Source organism: Flavobacterium psychroterrae, from assembly GCF_018380615.1.
Classification (GTDB): domain Bacteria; phylum Bacteroidota; class Bacteroidia; order Flavobacteriales; family Flavobacteriaceae; genus Flavobacterium; species Flavobacterium psychroterrae.
This window is the reverse complement of sequence record NZ_JAGYVZ010000008.1, coordinates 80,649-105,419: the sequence shown is the minus strand read 5'-3', so window position 1 is coordinate 105,419 and position 24,771 is coordinate 80,649. Positions and strand designations below refer to the sequence as shown.

At 33.1% G+C, this 24,771-nt stretch carries 21 protein-coding genes; 4 read left to right on the top strand and 17 right to left on the bottom strand.

What is annotated here, in order from left to right; genetic code table 11:
* Nucleotides 1-39 precede the first annotated feature (39 nt).
* From KHA90_RS10325 to truA, 8 genes are all read right to left on the bottom strand, one after another.
* Nucleotides 40-945 carry an arginase family protein gene (locus KHA90_RS10325; protein ID WP_213298860.1) on the bottom strand — a complete coding sequence of 302 codons (906 nt, stop codon included), beginning with the start codon at nt 943-945 and terminating at the stop codon, nt 40-42.
* 52 nt (nt 946-997) lie between these two features.
* Nucleotides 998-1,177, bottom strand: coding sequence for a SymE family type I addiction module toxin (locus tag KHA90_RS10320; RefSeq protein ID WP_213298857.1), 180 nt, complete (start codon nt 1,175-1,177; stop codon nt 998-1,000).
* 413 nt (nt 1,178-1,590) lie between these two features.
* Nucleotides 1,591-2,337 carry a DUF2314 domain-containing protein gene (locus KHA90_RS10315; RefSeq protein WP_213298854.1) on the bottom strand — a complete coding sequence of 249 codons (747 nt, stop codon included), beginning with the start codon at nt 2,335-2,337 and terminating at the stop codon, nt 1,591-1,593.
* 204 nt (nt 2,338-2,541) lie between these two features.
* The gene (gene lpdA / locus KHA90_RS10310; protein ID WP_213298851.1) at nt 2,542-3,930 is read right to left on the bottom strand and encodes a dihydrolipoyl dehydrogenase; all 1,389 of its coding nucleotides are present in this window, start codon (nt 3,928-3,930) and stop codon (nt 2,542-2,544) included.
* 448 nt (nt 3,931-4,378) lie between these two features.
* Complete coding sequence (locus KHA90_RS10305) at nt 4,379-4,963, bottom strand: NUMOD4 domain-containing protein (protein WP_213298848.1); 585 nt, start codon at nt 4,961-4,963, stop codon at nt 4,379-4,381.
* A gap of 575 nt (nt 4,964-5,538) precedes the next feature.
* Complete coding sequence (locus tag KHA90_RS10300) at nt 5,539-5,829, bottom strand: ubiquitin-like protein (RefSeq protein ID WP_244860290.1); 291 nt, start codon at nt 5,827-5,829, stop codon at nt 5,539-5,541.
* 173 nt (nt 5,830-6,002) lie between these two features.
* Nucleotides 6,003-7,757 carry an ABC transporter ATP-binding protein gene (locus KHA90_RS10295; RefSeq protein WP_213298845.1) on the bottom strand — a complete coding sequence of 585 codons (1,755 nt, stop codon included), beginning with the start codon at nt 7,755-7,757 and terminating at the stop codon, nt 6,003-6,005.
* Between the two features lie 149 nt (nt 7,758-7,906).
* On the bottom strand, nt 7,907-8,647 hold the full coding sequence (gene truA, locus KHA90_RS10290) for a tRNA pseudouridine(38-40) synthase TruA (RefSeq protein ID WP_213298842.1): 741 nt from the start codon (nt 8,645-8,647) through the stop codon (nt 7,907-7,909).
* A 653-nt stretch (nt 8,648-9,300) separates the two neighbouring features.
* On the opposite strand from truA, the gene KHA90_RS10285 reads away from it, so the two are divergent.
* The gene (locus tag KHA90_RS10285; RefSeq protein WP_208684515.1) at nt 9,301-9,795 is read left to right on the top strand and encodes a metallophosphoesterase family protein; all 495 of its coding nucleotides are present in this window, start codon (nt 9,301-9,303) and stop codon (nt 9,793-9,795) included.
* A gap of 7 nt (nt 9,796-9,802) precedes the next feature.
* Here the strand turns inward: KHA90_RS10285 and KHA90_RS10280 are convergent, their stop codons facing one another.
* From KHA90_RS10280 to KHA90_RS10270, 3 genes are all read right to left on the bottom strand, one after another.
* A complete protein-coding gene (locus KHA90_RS10280; protein WP_213298839.1) occupies nt 9,803-10,717 on the bottom strand; it encodes a sensor histidine kinase in 915 nt (304 codons plus the stop codon).
* A 44-nt stretch (nt 10,718-10,761) separates the two neighbouring features.
* Entirely contained in the window at nt 10,762-11,424 is a 663-nt protein-coding gene (locus tag KHA90_RS10275; protein WP_213298836.1) for a response regulator, read from the bottom strand.
* A 165-nt stretch (nt 11,425-11,589) separates the two neighbouring features.
* Nucleotides 11,590-12,003, bottom strand: a complete 414-nt coding sequence (locus KHA90_RS10270; RefSeq protein ID WP_213298833.1) for a DUF4293 domain-containing protein — start codon at nt 12,001-12,003, stop codon at nt 11,590-11,592.
* Nucleotides 12,004-12,186: 183 nt separating this feature from the next.
* Between KHA90_RS10270 and rho the strand changes: the two genes are divergently transcribed.
* Nucleotides 12,187-14,088, top strand: a complete 1,902-nt coding sequence (gene rho / locus KHA90_RS10265) for a transcription termination factor Rho (RefSeq protein ID WP_213298830.1) — start codon at nt 12,187-12,189, stop codon at nt 14,086-14,088.
* Between the two features lie 316 nt (nt 14,089-14,404).
* Here rho and KHA90_RS10260 read toward each other — a convergent pair whose 3' ends face one another.
* From KHA90_RS10260 to KHA90_RS10240, 5 genes are all read right to left on the bottom strand, one after another.
* Nucleotides 14,405-15,421 (bottom strand): M28 family peptidase, encoded by a 1,017-nt coding sequence (locus tag KHA90_RS10260; RefSeq protein ID WP_213298827.1) that lies wholly within the window; start codon nt 15,419-15,421, stop codon nt 14,405-14,407.
* A 321-nt stretch (nt 15,422-15,742) separates the two neighbouring features.
* Nucleotides 15,743-16,516, bottom strand: coding sequence for a dienelactone hydrolase family protein (locus tag KHA90_RS10255; protein WP_213298824.1), 774 nt, complete (start codon nt 16,514-16,516; stop codon nt 15,743-15,745).
* Between the two features lie 98 nt (nt 16,517-16,614).
* Nucleotides 16,615-18,813, bottom strand: coding sequence for a penicillin acylase family protein (locus KHA90_RS10250; protein ID WP_213298821.1), 2,199 nt, complete (start codon nt 18,811-18,813; stop codon nt 16,615-16,617).
* Between the two features lie 2 nt (nt 18,814-18,815).
* Nucleotides 18,816-19,679 (bottom strand): cyanophycinase, encoded by an 864-nt coding sequence (locus KHA90_RS10245; protein WP_213298818.1) that lies wholly within the window; start codon nt 19,677-19,679, stop codon nt 18,816-18,818.
* A 185-nt stretch (nt 19,680-19,864) separates the two neighbouring features.
* The gene (locus KHA90_RS10240; protein ID WP_213298815.1) at nt 19,865-20,317 is read right to left on the bottom strand and encodes an Lrp/AsnC family transcriptional regulator; all 453 of its coding nucleotides are present in this window, start codon (nt 20,315-20,317) and stop codon (nt 19,865-19,867) included.
* Between the two features lie 870 nt (nt 20,318-21,187).
* On the opposite strand from KHA90_RS10240, the gene rocD reads away from it, so the two are divergent.
* Complete coding sequence (rocD, locus tag KHA90_RS10235; RefSeq protein WP_213298812.1) at nt 21,188-22,441, top strand: ornithine--oxo-acid transaminase; 1,254 nt, start codon at nt 21,188-21,190, stop codon at nt 22,439-22,441.
* A gap of 395 nt (nt 22,442-22,836) precedes the next feature.
* Nucleotides 22,837-23,298 carry a DUF1810 domain-containing protein gene (locus KHA90_RS10230; protein WP_213298809.1) on the top strand — a complete coding sequence of 154 codons (462 nt, stop codon included), beginning with the start codon at nt 22,837-22,839 and terminating at the stop codon, nt 23,296-23,298.
* A gap of 70 nt (nt 23,299-23,368) precedes the next feature.
* Here KHA90_RS10230 and KHA90_RS10225 read toward each other — a convergent pair whose 3' ends face one another.
* Nucleotides 23,369-24,763 carry a RagB/SusD family nutrient uptake outer membrane protein gene (locus KHA90_RS10225; protein ID WP_213298806.1) on the bottom strand — a complete coding sequence of 465 codons (1,395 nt, stop codon included), beginning with the start codon at nt 24,761-24,763 and terminating at the stop codon, nt 23,369-23,371.
* Nucleotides 24,764-24,771: the final 8 nt, after the last annotated feature.

Sequence of the window (24,771 nt, the reverse complement as noted above, 5' to 3'; positions counted from 1 at the left end):
CTTTTGTTCTTAAATGTGCCACAAGAAGTCTTTTTTATATCAATTAATGGTATTCTTGAATGTGTTGAATGTTGAGGTTAAATTAGTTACGAAATTTTTTGTGTATTCGCCGGTTGTGTCTAAATCCGGATCAAGAATTGTTATTTCAAGTCCGCTAAGTTTGTTGCCTTGAAATAAATAGGAGGTAAGTTCATTGAATTCGTTATAAGTAAGACCGTCCGGAGTTCGACTGTCTACGCATGGCATTATTGAATCGTTGAGAACGTCAACATCGATATGAAGCCAAAAACCGTCGAGATTTTTGGTTTCAACTTCCTGAAGAAAGGATTTAACGGAGTTTGAAATGCCTTGTTTCCTTAATTCATGAAGGCTTAAATAGGTTGCGGAAGAATTTCTAATTTCATTTTCGTATTCGTCATCATATTCGCGATTTCCTACGCACCAAAGATTTTCTTCTTTAATATATGGCGATAAATTAAGAATATTGGTTAGTTTTTCGTGTCCGTTTCCGGTTACTATTGAAGCTGCCATTCCGCCAACGCCGCCGGTTTCAGACAATGAAATATTCATGAAATCTGTATGCCCGTCGAGGTAAAATAATCCGTAATTGCCTTTTTGTTTTAATGCAATTGCTGTTCCTAAAAGTATGCTGCAATCTCCGCCAAGGATAAACGGAAATTTATTTTGGGTAAGTAAATTGTTGATTAGATAAGCTTGTTCTCTGGCATATTCAACTAATGAATTTGCGTTGAGAATTTGGGTTTCAACATCCTTACTATTAGAGTATTTAGGAGGATCGAGCCGTAAAATATTGTGTGAAATGGCTTTATGTAAGTTGTGTTTCCATAACCAATCAGGCAATTTTTTTACGCCTGGTTCTTTGCCCGGTTGCGGTTCTTTTAAACCTAAGTTTGAGGGAAATTCAACTATGCATATTTCTTTCATAACTTTTAGATTTTGTTATAAAGTTATAAAATTTTAGTTGAAGATATCGTTTCTATTCTTTTTCGATTGTTATTGTCAACTTGTTTTGCTGTTGTTTTACGCTGATCATTTGTCCTTCGTGAAAACCAAATTTTTTAAGCCATTTACCTTCCAATTTTATTACCGGAATTTTTGTACTGCCATATTCACCTTTAAATTTTGTATGAATTTTTAGTTTTCTTGAATCTTTCATTGTCGTATGTTCTAACTTATCTAGCACGATTCAAATGTCAAACAATTAAATAAGAATGTTGTCATACAAAAATATGACAAGTCCATAATTTAACATTTCAAAGAATTATTTTTATTTTAAAAAAAAAAGAAATTCAGTTATTTGAATGATATATAAGAAACTAATTAAAATAAAAAAATCCGAATTGTTCTCACAAATCGGATTTTTTATTGTTGCTGATTTAAATGGATTCAAATTATTTTAACACATGGATACATAGATTTTTTATGCTGAATAAAAGTGTGTGATAAAGAAATATATTTCTTTCGCATAGATTGTATGTGTGTTTCAATAAGTGAAACGCCTTTTTTTGAGAATATAAAATCTATGTCCCGATAGCTATCGGGACTATGTGTTAGAAAAAATTGAGCGCATTATAATGCTTCAATTACATGTTCCCATTTTAGTTCTTTGGCAAAATCCAAAGGCGTTTTATCGTTGTAGGTTTTGGCATTTTTATCAGCGCCGGATTCTAATAATACTTTTACAATTGTGCTGTTTCCTGCAATTGCTTCACGATGTAAAAATGTATATCCCAGTTCATCTTGTGCAGTAAGTTCGTTTGGGTTTGACTTTACAAATTCAACCAGACTTTCCTGCATGTTTCGGCTCATTGGGTGTTCGATTAAATTTTCAGGATTTTCTTTTTGCTCATAAGCAACCAGAATATCATTGTAATCGCCAAAATTTAATCCCCAGGCTTCGTCGTGTTCTTCTCTTTCGGTTTCGTTCATTTCAGATCGAATTGCCTGAATGGTAAAACCTCCATAAGTTTTGTCCTGAGTTACAAATAACCAATCGCTTATTTGGTTAGACGGAATCTCAACATAGTCACCATTAGCTACATTTGTCAATTCATCAGGATCGTTTACTAATATGCCTTTGATTTTTTCGCCATCAAAATTGATGTCATTTATCCACATATGTTCTACAACGGTATCATTATTTATTTCCTGTGTAAACGCTAGTTTTACGCACGCAACATCAAGTGCGGGAACAATTCGGCGGTATTCCCATGATAATTCTCTCCAGAAATATTTAAAAGTTTCTTGTGCTTTTTTGAATGCGTCAATCATTTTTGGACTTTCTCCGTCGGCAAAAAATATGGGTGTGTTTTCCATGGCTAATATTTTAGGATAATTATTTTGTATAAGTAAATATAATTTTTTTACTACAAACACAAAAGCAATTTTTACGGATTTATGAATGTTTTATGACGTAAACAGGTCAAAAAAAATCCGACTTGCTTTCACAAATCGGATTTTTTAGATTGAAAATTATATATAACCTGTAAAATGCAAAAGTTACGTTTTTACAAATATGTTTTACAAGTGAATTACTTCGCCGTAAGCATCAGCTACAGCTTCCATAACAGCCTCGCTCATTGTTGGGTGAGGGTGAATTGATTTAAGGATTTCATGACCTGTAGTTTCTAGTTTACGTGCTACAACTGCTTCAGCAATCATATCTGTAACACCAGCACCAATCATGTGGCATCCTAACCATTCTCCGTATTTAGCATCAAAGATTACTTTTACGAATCCGTCAGCCGCACCGGCAGCTTTTGCTTTTCCTGAAGCTGAGAATGGGAATTTACCAATTTTCAATTCGTATCCTTTTTCCTTAGCTTGTTTCTCTGTTAAACCTACAGATGCAATTTCTGGAGTTGCATAAGTACAACCAGGAACGTTTCCGTAATCGATTGGGTCTACGTGTAAACCAGCAATTTTTTCAACACAGTTAATTCCTTCTGCCGAAGCTACGTGAGCCAAAGCTTGTCCCGGAGTAACATCTCCAATTGCGTAGTAACCAGGGATATTAGTTGCGTTGTAAGCGTTAACTAAGATTTTATCTCTGTCAACAGCGATTCCAACTTCTTCCAGACCTATGTTTTCAATGTTAGTTTTGATTCCAACTGCCGAAAGTACAATGTCAGCTTCAAGAATTTCTTCTCCTTTTGCTGTTTTTACAGTTGCTTTTACACCAGTTCCTGTAGTATCAATTTTCTCTACAGATGAGTTGGTCATGATTTTTACTCCCGCTTTTTTCATTGAACGCTCCATTTGTTTCGAAATGTCTTCGTCCTCAACAGGTACAATATTTGGCATAAATTCTACAATAGTAACATCCGTTCCCATTGAGTTGTAAAAATGTGCAAATTCAACCCCAATTGCTCCAGAACCTACAATAATCATAGATTTTGGTTGTGTTGGTAATGTCATTGCCTGACGGTAGCCTATAACTTTTACGCCATCTTGCGGTAAGTTTGGTAACTCACGAGAGCGAGCTCCTGTAGCAATAATAATATGGTCAGCACTATATTCAGTTACTTTATTGTCTTTGTCTGTAACATCAAGTTTTTTACCTGGTTTAAGTTTTCCAAAGCCTTCGATAACGTCAATTTTGTTTTTTTTCATCAGGAACTGAACTCCTTTACTCATTCCGTCAGCAACATTACGGCTGCGTTGAACCACTGCAGGGAAATCTTTATCGAATTCAGAAACTTTTAATCCGTAGTCAGAAGCGTGTTTTAGATAATCAAAAACCTGAGCTGATTTTAATAATGCTTTTGTTGGGATACATCCCCAGTTTAAACATACACCACCTAAGTTTTCTTTTTCAACTACAGCTACTTTAAAGCCTAATTGTGAAGCTCTAATAGCTGTTACATATCCGCCAGGACCACTTCCTAAAACAATAATGTCGTATTTCATTTTTTTGGTTTTTAGTATTTAATACCGAAAATGAAGTTTGATTCCGAAACTCATTTCCCGATTATTCTTTGTTATTTGTGATTGCGAATTTAAGGATTTATTTTAAAAAATACCTGAAATTTTATTTTTACCCATCTTGATTTTGATCTTTTCACAGAGATTAGAGAAATTGTTAATGGTAAATTGTGAATTATGAATTGAAAATTTAGATTTTTAAGTGAAATCTAAATTAAAATAATAAACGATAAGCAGTAAGTTAATAGATAAAATAATAGCCGAGATTCTAAAGATTAAAATGATTTAAAAAATCTGTGTTAGTCTGTATAATCTGGGGCTAAATAAAAGTTAAGTTTATCAAAAATAAACAAAGTCGAAAAACTTTTCGTATGGAAAAGATCTCCGACTTCGCTCAAAGTGACATTAATAATTAATAATTCACAATTAATAATTAGACTTTTACGTGTCCCCAGTTTTCACCGCTGGCAATACGTCTGATTTGCATTTCGCTTACGCCAAATTGTTTTGCGATCATTTTTAGGCGTGTTGTTTGTTCCGGTCTTGAAAGTATTTTTTTGATTAACATCACTTTTGTAGTGGTTAATTTTCGTCCGTCGGCTTTTAAGTTGTGTTCGATCAGGTTCTTTTTTGCCTGAATCACGCGCGGGCTTTTACGACTGTGCGCCATCATTTCGGCTTTTGTCGCCCAACGTAAATTGTTCACATCGTCATTGCTGCGGTTGTAATCTAAATGAAGTACATAAGTTTGTTCTTCAGATGTTTTAGGAATAAAATATTGCGCAACTAATTTGTATAAAAAAAGATATTTATTGACAATTTTATCGTCATTTTTTACCTTAAATCTAAAAGTTGGATAACCATCACTCAAACCGCCTTTCAGGATACGTCCGTTTTGAATTTCATCAGAAAAGCTTATTAATCGGCCTTTATTTGAAATTGCATATCTAAGTTGCAATGATGCATTTATTTCTATTTCTTTAAACTGTTCGTTAGGATAGAATCTATTTTGTGGCATATTCTTTTAAATTGTGATTATATATCTCAAATATAAAAAAATCAAATTCCTTAAATGTTACATAATTTCGCTCAGATCTTACATTTATGATTCCTATAACGCTAATTTAACTTTTTTAAGAAATATTTTAGCATTTGAAAATCAAGTTACCCACATAAAACCGGAGTCGTAGAGGTTTTGTAGTAACCATTGGCTTTATTCAGTAATTCCTGATGCGTTCGTGTTCTACAATCAAACCTTTATTCATGAGTACAATTTTATCTGTACTTACTATAGTCGCCGATCTTTGCGCAAATAATAATCTACGTTCTTCCTGATGGTTATTTTTCTAATATTTAAAGATTTTCCATCGCCAATTAAGCTTTCTTTATTTTCTGATATAACTCAAATAAAGGATATTGCTAACTATATTTGAAAAAAGGGTTCAACTTTAATTTAAAAGTCAAACCCTATTTATTTAATCTTACACACTTTTTAGAAGTGTCTTTTGGTTTTTATATTGAATTTGAAACCTAATTAGCAAAATACAGTTCTAAAATGTATTCAAACATATTGTCACCTTCTATAAGAAACAATTAATTACAAGGAAGCTCCCTAAAAACCATATGTATAGTACTTTCTTTTTGAATGTTATAATCACATAATGTCCTACCATCTTCAAGTTGTTTTCCTGCAAATATTAATCTTTGGCAGTCGACAGGAATTCCTTCTTTATCAAATACTTTTTGCTTAATATTATCAATAGTATCCCAACATTCAGCTTCAATAGTTATGGTCTTTCCAGTCAAAGTTTTTATAAAAAGTTGCATGGAGAACGCATTAGCAGAAAAGGCTAAAAATAAAATAATAAGTAATTTTTTTTTCATGGTTTTTGTTTAAATGATTATTTATTATTCAAACGTACTTATTTATTTGTAAGAATACAAGTAAACTTATGGAGTTTATATTGAATTTCATTTTTCACTAAAAAATAATAAAAGATCGTGTTTTAGTGTTTGTAAGGCTTTAAATAACGAATGTTATAAATAATTTCGCAAAGCTAATTAGCTACTGAAAATTGCGAATCGTACAGGTTTTTGTAATAGCCATCGACTTTATTCAGTAATTCCTGATGCGTTCCCTGTTCTACAATTAGTCCTTTATCCATTACCACAATTTTATCTGCGTTGACAATCGTCGCCAAACGGTGTGCTATTATAATAGAAGTTCTTCCTTTAGTAATCGTTTCCGTAGCACGCTGGATCAATTCTTCAGAATACGTATCAATTGATGACGTAGCTTCATCTAAAATCAAAATGCTAGGATTACTTACATATGATCGTAAAAAAGCGATTAACTGGCGTTGTCCTGACGAAAGCATCACACCACGTTCTTTAACATCAAAATCATAATTATCCGGCAAGCTCATAATGAAATCGTGCACGCCAATTTTTTTGGCAGCATCAAGGACTTTCTCACATGTAATTTCAGGATTATGTAAGGTGATATTATTATATATAGTATCGGCAAATAAAAATACATCCTGTAAAACCACGGCAATTTGTTTTCTTAAAGATGCTAAAGTATAATTTTCAATGTTTTGGCCGTCAATAAAAATAGTTCCGCTATTGATCTCGTAAAAACGATTCAGTAAATTAATAATAGTCGACTTTCCTGCGCCTGTAGAACCTACAATAGCAATTGTTTGTCCCGAAGCTACAGATAAATCAATTCCTTTAATCACTTCTTCCTCTGGAATATAACTAAAACGAACCGCTTCAAATTCGATACTTCCGTCAAAAACCGGAGCTTCAAGCGTTCCCGTATCCTGAATATGATCTTGTGTATCAATAATATCAAAAACACGATTGGCAGCAATCATTCCTAATTGCATCTCGTTGAACTTATCCGCAATCTGACGCAGCGGATTAAACAACATCCCAATAAACATTGTGTATGAAAACAAATCTCCAAAAGTCGTGAAGTGATCTCCGTTCAGGATTTTAAATCCACCATAAACCACCACCAATCCTAAAGTAATCGACGAAATAATATCAGCAATTGGGAAAAAGATCGAGTTGTATAAAATCGTTTTAATCCACGCAACTCTGTGTTTGTTGTTGATTTCTTTAAAGTTTTCGGCTTCAATTTTCTCACGATTAAAAAGCTGCACAATCTTCATTCCCGTAACACGTTCCTGAACAAAGGAGTTCATATTGGCAATTTGTGTACGAACCTCTTCAAAAGCAACCTGCATTTTACGCTGAAATATTCGGGTAATAAATACCAAAATTGGCATGGCAACAACTACAATCCAGGTTAATTTCCAGTTCATATAAAACATAAAAATCAATACCACCATCATTTTCATCAAGTCGCTTATAATCATAAACAGACCCTGACTAAAAATACGTGCAATAGATTCAATGTCTGATACTGATCTGGTTACCAATTGCCCCACCGGAACCAAATCAAAATACTTCATCCTGAAACTCAAAATATGCTTAAAAAGTTTCGTTCTGATATCCTTTACAATATCCTGACCCAGCCAGTTTGCCCAATACACAAAATAAAACTGAGAGAAAACTTCACAAATAAGCACAATGCCCATTAAAACTATGTACATCAATAAGCCTTCTTTGTCGTGGGTCTTGATATAGCCGTCGACCGTCTGTTTTAATAAATAGGGGCGAAGTGCTGCAAAAATCGAAAGGGAAACTGCAAAAAGTATAACGCCGTAGTAGCGCCATTTATAAGGTTTAGTATAAGTTAAAATTCGTTTGAATAATCCGGTATCAAATGCTTTTGCTTTCATTTATTTTTTTTGGAGCTATTTCCTGCTTTCCGTTACAAGTTTTTCTCAAAAATATGTTTTTGTACTGTTTTTATAAAGCTTCCGCTGGTCGCTCTATAAAAACACAAAAACTATATTTTTTTCAAAAAAGCTTTTCACTTCAATCAGGGCTATTTTATGATGTAATCGTAATTAATTTCGGTTAAATATAATCCGTGCGCCGGAACCGAAAACCCGGCTTTTTCTCTGCTTTTACTTGCGATGATATTTTCAAAATCGGTTAGAGAAATTTTATGCAACCCTATGTTTACCAAAGTACCCACAATTGACCGAACCATGTTCCGTAAAAACCTATTTGCCGAAATAGTAAAAACAAGCTTATTATTTTCCTGTTTCCAATATGCCTCAAAAATCGTGCAGTCAAATGTGTTGACATCTGTATTTACTTTTGAGAAACACTGAAAATCCGTATGATTCAGTAAGATTCCGGCAGCTTCATTCATCAAAGCTACGTCTAATTTTTGGTTAAAATACCAACTCAATTCCTGCAAAAATGGATTTTTAACAGTGTTAATGTGGTATTCATACGTTCTTTTCGTTGCGTCAAATCTGCAATGCGCATCGTCGTGAACCAAAATAATATCAAAAATCGCAATGTCTTTTGGCAAATACGAATTCAGTTTGTGAATTAAATTGACGACATCAATCGGAGTTTCAAAATCAAAATGACCATACATTTCCTGCGCATGAACGCCCGTATCTGTTCTTCCGGCACCCATAACATTTATAGTAGCATTCAATAAAACAGAAAGCGCTTTGTTTATAGTTTCCTGAACAGAAGATGCATTGGGCTGAAATTGCCAGCCATGATAATGGGTTCCGTTATATGCGAATTGAATAAAATATCTCATTTTAAGGTGCAGAGGTTCTAAAGAGCAAAGGTACAAAGGTTTTTTTGAAGTTACTAAGGTTCTGAAGGGCTAAGATGCTGAGTTTTCTTTATAGGTTTTAAGGGAACAAAGGTTTTTTTTGAAGTTACTAAGGTTCTGAGGGGCTAAGATGCTGAGTTTTCTTTATAGGTTTTAAGGGAACAAAGGTTTTTTTTGAAGTTACTAAGGTTCTGAGGGGCTAAGATGCTGAGTTTCTTTATAGGTTTTAAGGTAACAAAGGTTTTTTTTGAAGTTACTAAGGTTCGGAAGGGCTAAGATGCTGAGTTTTCTTTATAGGTTTAAGGGAACAAAGGTTTAGAGGTTCAAAGGAACAAAGGTTCAAAGGGACAGTAAATTTTGACATGCCATATCGTAGAGGCGTACAGCAGTGCGTCTCACAGAAGGGAGAGAAATCCCAATATTTGCGTATAGTAAATCCAACAGGTTTTAAAAACCTGTCGGGTTTCGCGAACGAACAAAATGAGAAGATTTTATCAAACCTCCGTAACAAAAAAAGGGAACAAAGCGATCCATCTCTAGAAAAAAAACTCAGAACCTTAGTAACTCAGAATCTTGGAACCTTAAAAAAAACCTTTGTACCTTTGCAACTCTGAACCTTTGCACCTTAAAAGAAATTGAAAAAAATCCTCCTCCTTTCCGATACTCACAGTCATATTGATGATACTATCTTAAAATATGTAAATCAAGCCGATGAAGTTTGGCATGCCGGAGATATTGGAGATCTGAATGTTACTGATACTATTAAAAAACTAAAACCTTTACGTTGTGTTTACGGAAATATCGATGATGCACAAGCACGATTGGAATTTCCTTTGCATAATAGATTTTTATGCGAAAATGTTTCGGTTTGGATTACTCATATTGGAGGTTATCCCGGGAAATATAATCCGGCAATAAGGGAAGAAATGGCTTTGAATCCGCCTAAATTATTCATTTGCGGACATTCACATATCTTAAAAGTAATTTTTGATAAAAAGAATAATTTACTGCATATGAATCCCGGTGCGGCTGGAAAAAGCGGATTTCATCAGGTACGAACCATGTTGCGATTTGTAATTGATGATGATAAAATAAAAGATTTGGAAATAGTCGAAATCGGCAAGAAATAATTGTATTTTAATGAGGTAAGGGAATTTTAATTTTAATCGAAGTTCCTTTATTAGGATTGGAATCAATTGCCATGCTCCCTTTATATTTTTTGATTCTTGCCCTGATTCGGTTTAAACCAAAACCTTCAGATTCATCTAATTTTTCGGTTTTAAAACCCTGTCCGTCATCCTGAATAATAATCATAAGCTGATTCTCTTTTTCATGTAGTGAGATTGTAGCTTTTTTTGCCCCGCTATGTTTTATAATATTGCTGAATAATTCTGAAACGATAAAATAAACCTTCATTTCAAATTTTTCACCGTATCTTTTATCAGTTAAAATTTTACTTGAAAATTCAAAATTAGTATTGGAATTAGAATTTCTTTCGCATAAATCTTCCAAAGCATAAATTAAACCAAAACGTACTAAAAGAGTTGGAACCAAGTCGTGTGACATATCACGTAAGAGGTCGTGGGCTTCTTGTAAAATAGCTTTCGCTTTCTGGATTTCTTCTGATTTTACATTATTTTGTGCTGTAAAAGTATTCAAATGCAAACCTACAGATGATAATAGTGAGTTGATATTATCATGTAAAAAAGAGGCGATTTTTTTACGTTCGATTTCCTGAGTATCAATTCCTGCGTTGATAATATTGAGAAATATTTTTTGTTTGGTATCTTTTCTCTTAATTTTTTGTTTAAGCCTGGTATTCTCATAAAAGTAGTAGAATAAAAAGCATACCATTATAGTAAGAATAATACATAAGCTAACAATTTCCCTGCTCTTTAATTGTTCGAATTTCCTAACGTCGGGAATCTCTTTTTTCTGAGTTTCATTATTGGATTGCTGCGTAGCTAAAGCTAATTTTTGCTGACTAAATAATGAGTTTTCGTTTATAGAAAATAAAAAAAAGAACAATATTAAAACTTTTATTAAGCGCATAAATCAATTGTGATTATTGAATAGATTTTGATTTTAAAATATTGCTAAGGATTTATTAAGTCGTTTTTTAGCGCATATTTTACAAGACCAATTGTGGTTGTGATGTTTAATTTTTTCATGATGTTTTTTCGGTGTGTTTCAACAGTATGCATACTAATAAAAAGTTCTTCGCTTATTTGTTTGCCACTATATTCAAGTGCAATCAATTTAATAATTTCGATTTCACGAGTGCTTAAAATAGGATTTTTGACGTAATCGTTTTTATTTAATTTAGGATTGTTATGCATGAAGCTATTAAAGATTTTATCTCTTATAGCATCGCAAAAATATTCCTGCCCCTGATAAATAGCGTCTATGGCTTCTATGATGTTTTCGCCGGCGCATTTTTTTGTGAGATATCCTTTAGCGCCTAATTTCATTACTTCTTTTACAATTTTTAAATCATCATAACTCGATAATATAATCACTTTGCAAGGGAATTTTTTTTCGCTAAAGTCTTTTAATACGTCGATACCATCTTTTTTTGGCATGCTAATATCTAAAACTAAAATATCGGCATTGTTATTACTAACATCATCATAAACAGTAGTGCCATCTAATGAGTTGCCAACCACCTCAAAGTTATCTACAGTTTGCAGCAAATTGGTAAGACCATCTATAAGTACTTGATGATCATCAGCAAGATGTATCCTTATTTTTTGTGTCATGATTGTTGTGGAACTTAAGCGGTAAAATTATGAAAAATATCTTACAAAATTTATTTTAATGCTTGTTTTAACGGTTCTGTAAAAAATCGGGGGAAAATACGACACAAAAAAACCCGAATTATAAAATTCGGGTTCTCTTCGCACAAAAAATTTAAGTTTATAGGTTTACCTCAAACGATCTACAGATTTTACGAGATCTTCATCCTTCTTGATGGCCTTATTAGCTAATACTAATAATACGATAGCAACAATTGGTAGAAACATCCCAATACCTTTCTCTGAAACAGCAAGTGTTTCTCCAGATAAATTTAGAGAACGATATACAAACAATCCTAATAAAATTAAATTTAATATTATGTTCAGTCTGCCCATTACAAACTGATTTTGTCTTTTTTTGTATGAAATAATACTTATGATAGTTAACATAGTACTTAATCCGAACAAGATGGTGTAAAATTGATCTTGCATAAAATAAAAATTCTTTCCGTTATTTAATGTCCAAAGCGGAATAAAAAACACTAGCACGCCTGTAATTAAAAAGGTAAGAATTAAATATACGGTCTGAATTCGTTGTATCATGGTCTAAAATTGTTTTACAAAAATATATTTTCTTTTTTTAAAATACTATTGTATGATTAAAATTTATTCGTATTATTGCATCATAATACCGTAAGCACTTCATACTGCGGTCAATTGAAAAAAAATATCTACCTATTCTTTTTACAGTATTTCCGTTAAAATAATTAAATTCATAGAACATTCATGTTTGATATTTCTGCATTAAAAGAAATGAAGCTTTCTGAGCTTCAAGAAATAGCTAAGTTAGCTAAAACTATAAAGTTTAATGGTGTCAAAAAAGAGGCGTTAATCAGCCAGATTTTAGCACATCAGGAAACAACTGTAGCGCCATTACCTAGTGGTGCTGTAACTGAAACAGAAAATGTTGATGATAAGCCTAAAAGAGCAAGAATTGTTCCTGTAAAAAAAGCGGCTATCAGTAAAAATGCTCCAGTATTAGAATTTGATTCAATAGAAGAAACTCCAGAAAAAATAGAAACTCCGGTAGCTGTAAAACAAACTCCGGCATCAAAAATAACTCCTAAAACTAAACAAGCGCCAGTAATTAAGGCAGTTGCAGAAGCAAAGGAAATTACAGAAGATGCAACAACTGAATCTACAGAAGTTCAGGAAACTTCAGAAAATGAGTCAGTAGAGAAAAAAGGACCGAAAATCGTAAAATTTAACAAATCAGCTTACGAGAAAAAAGTCGCTTTGCAAAAAGAAAAAGAAGCCGTAAAAGAACCTGTTCAGGAAGGTGAAGCTGTAGCAGAAACTTCAACTGCTGAAAAAACAGAAGCACCAGTTTTAATAAAAAAGGTAAATCCGAACCAAAATAAAAATCCAAACCAGAATCCCAACCAAAACGCGAATCCAAATCCAAATCAGAATCCAAATCCAAACGGAAACACAAATGGAAATGTGAGTAACGGGAATCAAAATCCAAATCATAAAAATAAAAAGAATAATTTCAGAGATTCAGATTTTGAATTTGACGGAATTATCGAAAGTGAAGGTGTTCTTGAAATGATGCCGGATGGTTATGGTTTTTTACGTTCATCAGATTATAATTATTTAGCCTCTCCGGATGATATTTATTTATCAACTTCACAAATCAGATTATTTGGTCTTAAAACTGGAGATACTGTAAAAGGAGTGGTTCGTCCTCCTAAAGAAGGCGAGAAATTTTTCCCATTAGTTCGCGTACTTAAAATTAATGGTCACGATCCGCAAGTTGTTCGCGACAGAGTTTCTTTTGAGCACCTGACACCAGTTTTTCCTTCAGAAAAATTCAAATTAGCCGAAAAAGGAAGTTCAGTTTCAACTCGTATTATCGATTTATTTTCTCCTATCGGGAAAGGACAACGTGGTATGATAGTCGCACAACCAAAAACGGGTAAAACAATGTTATTAAAAGACATTGCAAACGCCATCGCAGCAAATCATCCTGAAGTTTATCTTATTGTTCTTTTGATCGATGAGCGTCCTGAAGAGGTTACTGATATGCAACGAAGCGTTCGTGGAGAGGTTATTGCTTCTACTTTTGACAGAGAACCACAAGAACACGTAAAAATTGCTAATATCGTGCTTGAAAAAGCAAAACGTTTGGTAGAATGTGGTCATGATGTGGTAATCCTGTTAGATTCGATTACACGTTTAGCAAGAGCTTACAATACAGTTCAGCCTGCATCAGGAAAAGTTTTAAGTGGTGGTGTTGATGCTAATGCGTTACAAAAACCAAAACGTTTCTTTGGAGCGGCAAGAAATGTAGAAAACGGTGGTTCACTAAGTATCATTGCAACTGCATTGACAGAAACAGGTTCTAAAATGGATGAGGTTATCTTTGAAGAATTTAAAGGTACAGGAAACATGGAGTTACAATTAGATCGTAAAATTGCAAACAAACGTATTTTCCCTGCAATTGATCTTACTTCGTCAAGCACACGTCGTGACGATTTATTATTAGACGAAAAAACATTGCAAAGAATGTGGATTATGCGTAAATATCTATCAGATATGAATCCTGTAGAATCTATGGATTTTGTAAACGAACGTTTCAAGAAAACCAGAAACAACGAAGAGTTTTTGATTTCTATGAATGACTAGAGGGAGGTTCTAAGTTGCTGAGTGACTAAGTTTCTAAGGTTTTCTTTTGGAATCTATAATATATAAGAAGGGATGAGTTAAAAACTCATCCCTTCTTTGTTTTTTGAATATCCTGTAAACTATTATGGATTATTTTGTGTTCATTTTTTTTTACTTTAATAACTAAAGATCTTTGCAATGTTGTCAGAATGAGCGAAGTCGAAGTCCCGCAAAATTATTCTGATTCAAATATCTATACTCAGCAAAAGACGCACTACTGTGTGCTCTTTAAAAAACTCAGAACCTTAGCAACTTAGAACCTTAGTAACTCAGAACCTTATTTTTTATCAACTACCGGTCTGTTTTCTCTATTTGCTAAATCCCAGGCAACAGAAAATGCTAATTGAGTTCTTTTAGTTAAAGCATCATATTCAATTTTCTGAGGTTCGTCACCTTTTTGGTGATAATCTTCGTGAACTCCGTTGAAGAAGAAAACGGCAGGAATTCCGAATTTCGCAAAATTGTAATGATCAGAACGCTCATAGAAATGATTCGGATCTTTAGGATCATTGAATTTAAAATCTAAATCTATTTTAGTGTATTTTTCATTTTGTGCAACCACAATATTGTGTAAATCTGTTGATAATCTGTCAGCACCAATTACATATACATAGTTGTTTGTTTGTGCATGTTCAACATCGCGACGACCAATCATATCAATATTAATATCGGCAATAGTATTGGCAATAGTAAATAATGGATTTTCAGAATAATAACGTGACCCGTGTAAACCGTGTTCTTCGCCAGTTACATGCAGGAAAAGGATAGAACGTTTTGGTCCGTGTCCGTCTTTTTTGGCTTTTGCAAATGCTTTTGCCATTTCTATTACCGCTACAGTTCCGGAACCATCATCATCAGCTCCGTTATAAACTTCTCCTTTTTTAATTCCTACGTGATCGTAATGAGCAGAAATTACTAATACTTCATCAGGTTTTTCAGAACCTTCAATATACGCCCAGATATTCTCAGAATCCGGTAAATTCTCATTACGTTTTGCGTTCAGGAAAGCAGCAGGAATATGCTGGTAATAATCAGTTGCGCCTTTAGGAAACGAAACGCCGCTTTTTTTGTATTGTTCGATCATATAAAGACCCGCTTTCTTTTGACCTTTAGATCCAGTTTCGCGGCCTTCCATTTCGTCAGAAGCAACAACGTATAACATTGTTTTTAAATCTTTTTCAGAAATTAATTTGATGTATTTACTTGGATCTGAATTGTCTTTTGATACAACCGACTGTGTGTTTTTGCATGAAAAAGCAGAACCGATTATTAATAGAATTATAATTTTTTTCATTGTGTAATATAAGTTGGTAAATATGTAGAATTAGTAATGTATTGAATTTTGTTGGCTATTTTTTCGCCACGAATTTCACGAATTAGCACGAATTTTAATTTAAAAATCTGTGTCAATCTGTTTAATCCGTTGCATCTGTGGGCTATGCTTTTTGCCACGAATTCCACGAATTAGCACGAATTTTAATTTAAAAATCTGCGTCAATCAGTTTAATCCGTCAAATCTGTGGGCTATTATTTTTGCCACGAATTGCAAGAATTAGCACGAATCTTAATTTAAAAATCTGCGTCAATCATTTTAATCCGTCAAATCTGTGGGCTATTATTTTTTCAAAACCTCATTCAGGAAAAGCTGCAAATGCTCAAATGATCTTTTTGCTGCAACTGCGTTATACGCTGCACCTTTTGAATTGTCGTTTCCAGCTTCAGGATTTGTAAAAGAATGCACTGAATTTGCATAATAAATCATTTGCCAATCAGCTTTAGAATCACGCATTTCTTGTTGAAAGGCAGTAATTTCTTCCTTAGATTCAAACGGATCATCAGCACCATGGCAAACTAAAACTTTAGCAGTAATTGGTTCAACAGGACGAGCAGCATCTTTGCCTAAACCACCATGAAAGGACGCCACACCTTTTACATTCAAATGTCCGCGGGCTGCTTCAAGAACTCCCGTTCCTCCAAAACAATATCCAATAGCTACAATATTATCAGCATTTGCTCCATATTTTACTAATTCCTGCAAAGCTGCGTTAATACGTTTTTGATAGATTTCGTGATTTTTTTTGTAATATCCGGCTTGTTTTCCGGCTTCGGTAGTATTTGTTGGGTAATTTCCTTCGCCATAAATGTCAGCGATGAAAACATTATAACCTAGTTTAGATAAATTTTCGGCAATATCTTTTGAGGCTTTGTCAATTCCAAGCCATGCCGGTAAAAGTAAAATACCAGGATTTTGACTGCTTTTTTTAGCTGATTTTACAAACAAACCGTTTAATGCCTGAGCACCGTCAGTATATTTTACAGTTTTTAATTGTGCACTTATAGTGTTAGAAAACAATATGGTAGCAAATAGAAGTAGAGCCGAATTTTTCATAGTAATACAATTTTAAACAAATATCAGAAATATTATGTTAGAAAAAAACCTCAAAATATATTTCTTGCGAGGTTTCGGGGTTATTTATAAGCTAAAAATTATTCACCGGGATGATATGTTTTTTCAGCATTTTTAATTACATCTTCCTTATAAAATAAAACATCTTTAAATTGTCCTTTTTGATACATTTCTGCCTGATCTGTAAAATGTTTTGAATTTAAATCGCCGCTATTTCCGCCTGCTAATAATGATTTGGCTTTTATTTTTGGACCAAATTCTACCGCACAAACAAAACTATTGCCATTATACCCGTAACGCTTTTTTGAGCCGTTTTGATAATTGCTTTTAAAAGAAGGCAAACTTCCCCAGGAACCCGGACCAAAAGCAATTGGTAAACTAGGTTGAGAATCGTCATATTTCAAATCGATATCGCCGCTGGAACGCTGGAAACGGTTTATTTCTCCCCAGGCTATTTTCCATGTTCCCCATTTTAAATTTAAATCTTTTATAACTTCTTGTAATTGTGGAATTAATTGTTTTACAGTTGCGTTTTTAGCAAATTTTTTAGTGTTTTCAACCTGATCTAATTCCCCTTCATCAATATATGCTTTTAAGATAATTGGATCTAATTTATACGCCCATTCAACTGCTAATGTGGTTGCCACCGAATTTTCTTTGGCATAATAATCCCAATTTTTTAAAATAGAAATTGGTTCAATTAATTCCCCATATTCCGGATCTGTGGATTTAATGTTTTTTTCGAAAGCAGTAATTAAACTCGGAATCAAAATTTCAAAAATTGATAATTTAGTATCATAACCATCCGCGATTACTTTGTCTAAAGTATATTTTTCTCCTTTACTAAAAATCCGAACTGCATTAATTCCTCTAAAGTTTTCACCATCCGGTGCCATATAAGGCAAGTAATTTTCTCTTTTTGGACTATTTTCTCCAGCGATAGAATAGGGTGTCGAATTACAGTTTTGCAACCAGCCATTTACCGGATTATAAATATGAACCGTTTCGTTAACTTCATGCAAACCTTGCCATTGTGTTGATGAAATTGAGCCGTCAATAACTTTTGACCAATTCAAAGTTTTATCTCTTATCGGGATAAAATTGCCATGCCAATAGGCAATATTTCCTTTGCTGTCTGCGTAAACCGTATTATTAGAGGTATTCGCTTTTAAATCCATCGCTTTTTTATACTCATCAAAACTGGTAGATTTTGTTCTGACCCAACTCTGAATCAAACTGGTCATAGAACGATTATTCGATTTTAAACTAATCCATTTTCCATCACGTTTTGCCATGATTGGTCCGTTATTGGTAAAATACGTTTTGAATTTCTTCGGAATTAATTTCCCGTTTTCTGTATAATTTATCGTGATTTCTTTTTCGATAACTGGTAAAAGTTTTTTATCGAATTCATAAAATAATTTTCCGTTTTTGTTTGTGATTTTTTCAGCGTATATATCGGCAACATCTACATTTGATGAGGTATGCATCCATCCGCAATTTTCATTAAAACCCTGGTAAATAAAAAATTGACCCCAGGTTACGGCTCCGTAAACATTTAAACCTTCGTCACTTGTAATTTGAACTTCGGGTCTAAAGTAAAAAGTAGTATGCGGATTAATGTATAAAATGGCATTTCCATCAGCTGTTTTTGAAGGCGCAAAAGCGAAACCATTTGAGCCTGTCTGAACATTTTTTTCTCTTTCTACATATGCGACTTTATCATTATTTCCGGAATAAAAAGCTTTTAATTCTCCGGTCGAAAGATCAGCAGTACTTATGGCACCAATACTTCCATCTGTCCAAAGCAACGGAAACCACGGTTCAAAATGCGTTAAAAGTACCGGTTTTATTTCCGGATGTTTGTATAAATAAAAGTTAATCGCATCGGCGTAACTGTTTAAAAGTTTTTTGAGCCAAAGCGGTGCTTTTTTATAATCTGATTTTGCTTCTTCGGTATCAATTAAAAGACGAATTTCTAAATCATTGTATAAAACCGATTGTCCTTTTATTTCTGAAAGGCGACCAAGTTTTTCAATATAATTCATTTCAATTCGTTTAAAATCGTCTTCACATTGCGCATATAATAATCCGAAAACTGCATCGGCATCGGTTTTTCCATAAACATGCGGAATTCCCCATTTATCCCGAATTATTGAAACTTGCTGCGCTAATTTCTCTAAACGATTGACTTCTTTTACATTTGTTTTTTGTGCAGATATCTGAAAATTAATGCAACAAACAAAAAGCGTTAGTTTTAATATTTTGTAATCGAACATGTTTATTTGATATTAAATTTTTGTCCAGCGGTATAAATACTCATTTGAAGATTTTCGATCGAAACTAAATTATTATTATTGGCTTTCAGAATTCCTTTTGGGTTTTTAACGACAATTACTTCGCTTTCTCCGGCAACTTCAATTTGATTGTTTCGTACGATAATTGCAGTACTTTCATCGATTCCAATTCCGGTTAAAGCAGGAAATTCAACTAAAGCAGAAAGCAACCGATTGTAACGATTTCTCTTTAAAAAATGCTGATCAATAATAGCGGTTTTTATAAGCCCTAAACCTTCAGATGTTTCCAGATTATCATACCGGATATTGTCAAAAGTTCCCGAATATTGTTTTTGTAATTTCTGATTTCCTGTGATCATTTTCTCTGACATTACAGCTGCTCCCGCGCTAGTTCCGGAAATTGTGCTTCCGTTTTCATAAGCTTTTTGTATCGCTGTTTTTACGGGAGTATTTTGAACCAAATTCATAAACCGAACCTGATCGCCGCCAGTTATAAAAATGAGTTTTGCTTTTTGTACAGAATCTGCTAAAGTTTTGTTTTGAGTGGTTTCACGATTAAAATTAAGCATCACAATTGGGTTTAACGTTAATTTTACCATTTGAGTTTTAAAAAATATAAACGAACTATCCGGTTGCTCGCTTGACATGGGTAAAACCAAGATATAATCTTTTTTAGACAACTCGGCAATGCTTAAAACTTGTTTCATTAATTCATCAGAGCGATTTCCGCCACCAATAATAAATAGTTTTCCTTTTGGAGTTTGGGCATTTAAAAAACTACTAATCAATATCAATACAAGGATTATAATTTTAGAAAAAGAAAATCTGAAAATAAAGTTATTCTTCATATAGTAAGATTGATTAATTTAAAATTATTGGTCAAAAAAAATAAGCAAATAGAAACATAGACTTAAGATTTAATCTAAAAAGGTTTCAAAAAAATCATGATTTATCACATAGCTATGCGTTTTATTTTAAGCTAAACGCCTTTTTTAAGTGCTAAAAACTATGTTTCTATGTGTTCAAATTATATTTACAATGTAATATTTCGCTTAAAAGCACAACCTAATTCAATAATCGAATCGGTTTTTGCAATGCCAGGAATACTGTCGATTTTTTCGTAAAGAATTCGTCGCATATGTTCGTGATTTGTTGCAATGATTTTAATGTATAATGTGAAGGAACCCGTTACAAAATAACATTCAGTAATTTCAGGAATATCTTTTAAAGCCTCGATAATTCGGTCAGAATCAGAATCTTTATTTAAGGTGATTCCGGTAAACGAAGCCCAGTCATAACCAATTTTCTTTTCCTGAATAATAGGTTTAATTCCACTAATAACGCCTTGATCAATCATTCGATTAATGCGCTGATGCACCATAGTGTTTGATATTTTTAAATTAGCAGCAATTGCAGAGAAAGCCATTCTTCCATCTTTTTCTAATTCTTTTATGATGCTAATATCAAATTCGTCTAATATTTCCATTCTTTATAATTGTGTGGTGATTTAATGTTTTTATATATGTATTTCCTAAAGGATATGTCATTAAGTTAAGCTTTTAGAAAATAAAATTAATCTCGCAAAGGCGCTAAGACGCAAAGTTTAAACACAATATTGTCATTTCGACGGAGGAGAAATCACATAACTTAGTCGACAAAGATTGGCAAATTTAGGTACGAAGTTTCTCGTGTTATTTACTTTGTCTGTTCGATATCGCTAGGGTCTCCTCCGTAGAAATGACAAACTTCTGCGATTTGACGAGAGATTTATTCGGCATAACATTATTAATTTTTTCTTAACTTATTACCAACATTTAATTCCTAACGGAATATTTTTGGCAAATTTATTTATTCGTTTAAATTGTGTTGTAATTTAATGATTTTTCTTGGTGAAAATGTATAGTTCCTACGGAACATTTTACTAAATCGGTAATTCATTTATCTACCAACATTTAATTCCTAACGGAATATTTTTCGTTAATGGATATTTTTTTTGTAAAATATGCATATTTTGTTTTTCGATTCTGTTATCAAAATTTGCCGTACAACATTCTCAACATTTAATTCTAAAATATTCCGTTAGGAATTAAATGTTGGTAGAAAAAAATCAAATACCCCCACATAATTTTGTCCCGTAGGGACTACACCAATTCAACCGAAAAATTTCACAATTTATAAAAGTAATTATTTTTAAATAAACATCAAAAAATCTATATTTCATTAAAGTTGAATTTATTATTTTTAATTGATTATTTGGTGTTTTTGACTTTTAAAAATCATTTTAAAAGTCAAAAATATATAATTTAGTCTTATATATAATAATTTTTAATACTTTTGCACTTTAAATACACATATCATGATTCAAACTGAAAAATCCCTTTCGTCAAAATCAGAAGTTTTGATTGAAAAAGAAAATAAATACGGAGCTCATAATTATCATCCACTTCCTGTTGTGTTAGAAAGAGGAGAAGGTGTATATGTTTGGGATGTAGACGGAAAAAAATATTATGATTTTTTATCCGCTTATTCTGCTGTAAATCAAGGACATTGCCACCCAAAAATTGTGAAAGCAATGATTGATCAGTCGCAAAAACTGACCTTGACTTCACGTGCTTTTTATAATGATAAATTAGGTGATTATGAAGAGTTTGTGACGAAGTATTTTGGTTTTGATAAAGTTTTACCAATGAATACCGGAGCGGAAGCTGTTGAAACTGCGCTTAAAGTATGTAGAAAATGGGCTTATGAAGTAAAAGGTATTCCGGAGAATCAGGCGCAGGTTATTGTTTGCGAGAATAATTTTCACGGAAGAACGACGACAATTATTTCATTTTCTAATGATGAAAGCGCCCGCAAAAACTTCGGACCTTTTACAGAAGGATTTATAAAAATTGAATATGATAATCTTGAAGCTCTTGAAAAAGCTTTAGAATCATCAAAAAATATAGCTGGATTTTTGGTTGAACCAATTCAGGGAGAAGCAGGAGTTTATGTCCCATCTGAAGGATATTTGGCGAAAGCAAAAGCATTGTGTGAAAAACATAATGTGTTGTTTATTGCTGATGAAGTTCAAACGGGAATTGCTCGTACCGGAAAATTATTAGCGGTTCATCATGAAAATGTTCAGCCCGATATTTTAATTTTAGGTAAAGCAATTTCTGGCGGAGTTTATCCGGTTTCGGCTGTTTTGTGCAATAACGAAATTATGAATGTGATTAAACCAGGTCAACACGGATCAACTTTTGGCGGAAATCCTGTTGCTGCGGCTGTTGCAATTGCTGCACTTGAAGTAATTAAAGAGGAAAATCTGGCTGAAAATGCAGAACGTTTGGGAATCATTTTAAGAAAAGGTTTAAACGAAATTGCAGAAAGAAATAATCTAATTACACTAGTTCGCGGAAAAGGTTTATTAAATGCCATTGTAATTAATTGTGGAGAAGATTCAGATCTTGCATGGGAAATTTGCCTGAAATTTAGAGATAACGGATTATTAGCAAAACCAACTCACGGTAATAAAATTAGATTGGCACCGCCATTAGTAATGACGGAAGCTCAAATTCACGAGTGTCTTGAAATTATCGAGAAATCATTAAACGATTTCAGAGATTAATTTTTTAAATTATTTAAAACTATAAAAAAGCTGTTCAGGGATGAACAGCTTTTTTGTTATTTGTCAGTTTTCAGTTTCAGTTTTCAGTCACAGTTTTCAGTCACAGTTTTCAGTCACAGTTTTCAGTCACAGTTGAGAAACTGAAAAACTGTGACTGAGACTGAAAACTATAAACTAAGACTGCAAACTGAAAACCCATTCCCTAAATTATATAACAAACACAATTAATTCTATAATATTTTTTGCTGAGTTGAGAAGTAGTTTTGAAATGTCTTTAAAAAAGGAATAAAAGCGAAATAAAATCGATTCGAAAAAATGGATTATTTAATTTCAAATAAAGGCAAAACACAACAAACACAGTTTTATTAATTTTTATAAATACAACTCTAATAATAATGGCTTACTCAAATAATGATATAACACGTTTTTTAGATGCGCAGAATAAACTTTATCTGACTGCTATTGCTGAAATTAAAAAAGGAAAGAAAGAAACACACTGGATGTGGTTTATTTTTCCGCAAATAAAAGGATTAGGAACAAGTAATATTTCAAAATATTATGCAATTGCTGATCTTAATGAAGCTAAAGAATATCTTAATCATCCTATTTTAGCCAAACATTTAATTGAGATTTCACAACTTTTATTGACTTTTAAAAGAAAATCTGCCGAAGGTATTTTAGGAGATTTAGGAGCTCGTAAATTATGTTCTTCAATGACTTTGTTTTCTCAGGTTGAAGGAGCTCATCCTGTATTTCAGGAAATATTGGATACCTTTTTCTTAGGATATTCTGACCAACTTACTTTGTCTGTGATCGATTCACAAGTAATGTCGCCAGCTGTTGAAGCATTAATATAAATTCAATTTCTTAAAGAAAAAAAGCCATTCCGTTAAGATCGGAATGGCTTTTTATTTTTTAGGTTATTTCTTAATTACTATATCCAGGATTCTGAGTAATTTTTTTGTTCGCATCAGTTTCACTTAACGGAATAGGGAATATAAGATTATTGGCATCATAAAGGAGCAAATCAGATTCGTCTCCATCTTCACTAATATCAATGGAACGTTTTGTCCTTTTAATATCATGAATTAAAAATCCTTCCATTCCCAGTTCTAATTCTCGTTCCAGTAAAATATCATCAATTGTAACTGCCGCTAAATTATCTGCATTCGCTCTTGTTCTGATAATATTAATATCGTCAAGCGGAGTATTTCCAATAGCTGTTCCTTCGATAAAATTGGCTTCAGCTCTGATTAAATACATCTCTGCTAAACGAATAAGTCCAATATTGGCAAATTGATTTGTAAATTTAGACGTTAATATTCTGCCGTTTGCATCATTTTCGTAGTTGAAATTTGCTCTGTCATCCGGATCGCTGAATTTTTCTAGATAATGATCTCTGATAGAAAAATCTCCACCACGACCTCCATTACTTTCAGATTCATAAAAAGTATTGGCATCATTTAATCCGGTTTGTTTTGTGATTTGTATCGAAAAGATATCTTCGGTCTGGTCTGTGTCATGATTAAAAGCGCCCGCATAAGTTGTTGATAATCCGTGTCCGCTATTTTCAATAACATCATTTGCAGCATCTCTCGCTTGAGCATAATTACCTTGTTGCAGATAAACTCTTGCTAATAATGCCTTTGCGGCATATTTATCAGCATAAAAACTATTTTCATCAGGCAAATTTGTGTAGGCAGTATTTAAGCCATCGATAATCACTTTATAAACTTCGTCAACAGTGCTTCTTTCTTTTGAAAGATCTACATTAAAATTATAAATTGCATTGGGTCTAATCACAATTCCCAATTGCGTATTTGGCTGACCGCTAACGTACGGTTTTGCAAAAAAGCGAACCAAATCAAAATAAGCTAATGATCTTAAAAAGCTGGCTTCACCAATCATAGTGGCTTGTTTTGTTGGGTCTTTTACTTTATCTACGTTTTCAATTACCGTATTTGCGGCATTAATTATCTCGTAACATCTTGAATACGTGCCTTCGATAATCACATTGTCAGATTGCATATTCTTGATATACATTTGGCGCAATTCGCCAAAAGTTCCTCTCCATCTAAGATCTGTAGTGTTTAGTGAGCCAGTAACTCCTAATAAATCGGCGTAGACTAAAATTCTTCCTCCATACGCATTTCCATTTGCTGCCAGTGCATACGTTCCGGTAAGTATATTGGTTATTCCGGCTTCTGTACTTAATGTGATCGAAGCATCTTCGGTTTGTTTAGGATCAATGTCTAATTCATTTTCGCAACTTGCAAAAAGCACGGCGAAAAATATATATAAGATTATTTTATTTGCTTTCATCTTGTTCG